This window comes from Acinetobacter sp. YH12117 (genome assembly GCF_013418865.1).
Classification (GTDB): Bacteria; Pseudomonadota; Gammaproteobacteria; order Pseudomonadales; family Moraxellaceae; genus Acinetobacter; species Acinetobacter indicus.
The window spans coordinates 1-2,169 of record NZ_VPBF01000088.1; the positions used below are offsets into that span (position 1 = coordinate 1).

Genomic DNA, 2,169 nt, shown 5'->3' on the forward strand with positions numbered 1-2,169 from the left:
TGACGGAAAAAGATTGGGGAATTTTAAAAGCGAACAATCCACATTTGACTAATTTGGTCTCAATGGGTGTTTTGCAGCCTGGGCAGGTGGTAATTATCTCAAATTCAACCACAGCGAAGGAATTACCTGAATATAAAAAGCAAGCACAACAAGCGCATGACAATTTGGAGCAAATGAAGAAGGATGCAGATTTTGATGCGGTATTTTTCGCACAAAACTATGAATTTTTTTATGATGCACTACTGCAAGAAAACGCCAAGATTGTTAATAAAAATATCTTTGAAGAAAATGACCATCCCTTAACGATTAAATTTAATAAGCAAGAGGAGGATGGCTTTTTTGAGCAAAAGATGGCGGTTGATGCCTCTTTATCATTGGTTGAGGGGCAAGCGCATCGAGTTTATAGATTACATGGTGAACTCGCTCTAAAGTATGCCGAAGAACAAGCCAAAGGCTCAGGGTTAGCAAACCCTAAAAACTTTACCCAGTTCAAACAGAAGTATGCAAACTTGTATAGGAAGTTAGATAACGAAGGAACTAAGAAATTCTTACGTTGGGATCAGTCGATTAAAACTACCAATATGCGCCGTATGTTGAAGCAATCGGCATTGGTTAGAGACAATAACTTTAAAGGCGGACTCAAAGAATATGCCAAAGAAATGGGTAAAATAGGTAAGTTTGCGACACAACTAAAGATAGCAGGTTATGTGTCTATTGCTACGGATGTTGTGAGTTCTAGTGTAAATGTATATGAAGCCGCGCCAGAAGACAAAGCAAGAACAACGATTGTTGAGACTGCCAAAGTCGGTACTGGTTTGGTTGCTGGAGCAGTAGTGAGTGCTATTGTGATTGGACTCGCCACAGGTGGAACTGGGTTGATTGTAATAGGTATTGTGGCTGCTTCAGGAGCAATGGCTACAAAGGGTGCTAGTGAAATTGCAGGATATGGCGTAGGTGAAGCCTATGACTATATTGACGAAATTAGGAATAAATAATGTTGGAAATTCTATTATCTATGTCTAAAGATAGACCTGGTTTATTTATTATTCTAGTTGGTATTTTATTTATTGTAGTGGCATGGGTGGTTATAATAAGCCTTTATATCTATATTAATATTTATCTAAAAGAAATTTGCAAAATTGTGTATAAGGATGAGAAGAGATTTAAAAGATTAATGGAACCATTTGATTTTTTTTATTTAAGTGTTTTGCCTAGTGCATATTGGAAAGAGATATTAAATATAAAGTTTAATACCTCATTTAAAGCTTTCTATGGGAATAATATATATCAAAAAATAGGTGATTATCAGTTAAAAGAGTTTTTGAAAAATTACCCAATGTTTTTTTATCTTCATTATCTATTTATGCTATCTGGAATTTTAAGTTTGCTCTTTTTGTTTCTTGGCTACTCTGTGGATCAGTATTTTAAAAAAAATTAGAGTTCTATCGAAAACCGAGTTAATGTCTCGGTTTTTTTCTTAAAATAGCCGGTTATGTGTCTATTGCTACGGATGTTGTAGGTTCAAGCATAAAAGTGTATGAAGCTGCACCAGAGGATAAAGCAAGAACAACAGTTGGTGAGACTGCTAAAGTTAGTGCTGGTATTGGTTTTGGAATTTATGCAAGTTATTTAATTGTCGGACTGGCGACAGGTGGAACAGGATTAATTGTTATTGGTATTGTTGCTGCTGGAGCTGCTATTGCCGCTAAAGGTACATCTGAGATTGCAGGATACGGGGCTGGGTATATATATGATAAAGTGGAAAGTATAAATGAATAAAATTATCAATTTATTGATTACAGATCATATTTTTGCACTCTTTGCTTTTGGTTTCTTATTCTTTATTCTGTTGTGGGTCTTCTTCATAAGCCTTTATATTTATAGCAATATTTATCTAAAAGGAATTTGCAAAATTATATATAAGAATGAGAAACGATTTACAAGATTGATGGAACCCTTTGATTTCTTTCATTTGAGTATGTTGCCCAGTGCCTATTGGAGAGAAATATCAAATATAAAGTTTAATACTTCATTTAAAGCTTGGCGAATTCAAACATGAGGTGCGACAGTTTCAAAAGCCTTATGATAATCAACAAGCTGAGCAAACTTCTCTAATGGTGTAAGCCAATCTAACGCTTTTCTAGGACGAGTATTCAGTGACATGGCAAC

Annotated in this window: 3 protein-coding genes and 1 pseudogene; 3 read left to right on the forward strand and 1 reads right to left on the reverse strand. The window is 35.1% G+C overall.

Features of this window, described 5'->3' with window-relative positions; genetic code table 11:
* The 3 genes from FTU55_RS14880 to FTU55_RS14890 form a co-directional block, all read left to right on the forward strand.
* Positions 1–995 (forward strand): hypothetical protein (locus FTU55_RS14880; RefSeq protein ID WP_180047475.1); only part of this gene is annotated, 995 nt, incomplete at its 5' end.
* Positions 995–1,438, forward strand: a complete 444-nt coding sequence (locus FTU55_RS14885) for a hypothetical protein (protein ID WP_163141567.1) — start codon at positions 995–997, stop codon at positions 1,436–1,438. The genes FTU55_RS14880 and FTU55_RS14885, both read left to right, overlap by 1 nt.
* A gap of 56 nt (positions 1,439–1,494) precedes the next feature.
* Positions 1,495–1,779, forward strand: a complete 285-nt coding sequence (locus FTU55_RS14890) for a hypothetical protein (protein WP_257223339.1) — start codon at positions 1,495–1,497, stop codon at positions 1,777–1,779.
* Positions 1,780–2,049: 270 nt separating this feature from the next.
* Here the strand turns inward: FTU55_RS14890 and FTU55_RS14895 are convergent.
* Positions 2,050–2,169, reverse strand: a pseudogene (locus tag FTU55_RS14895) (IS30 family transposase); the annotation flags it as partial.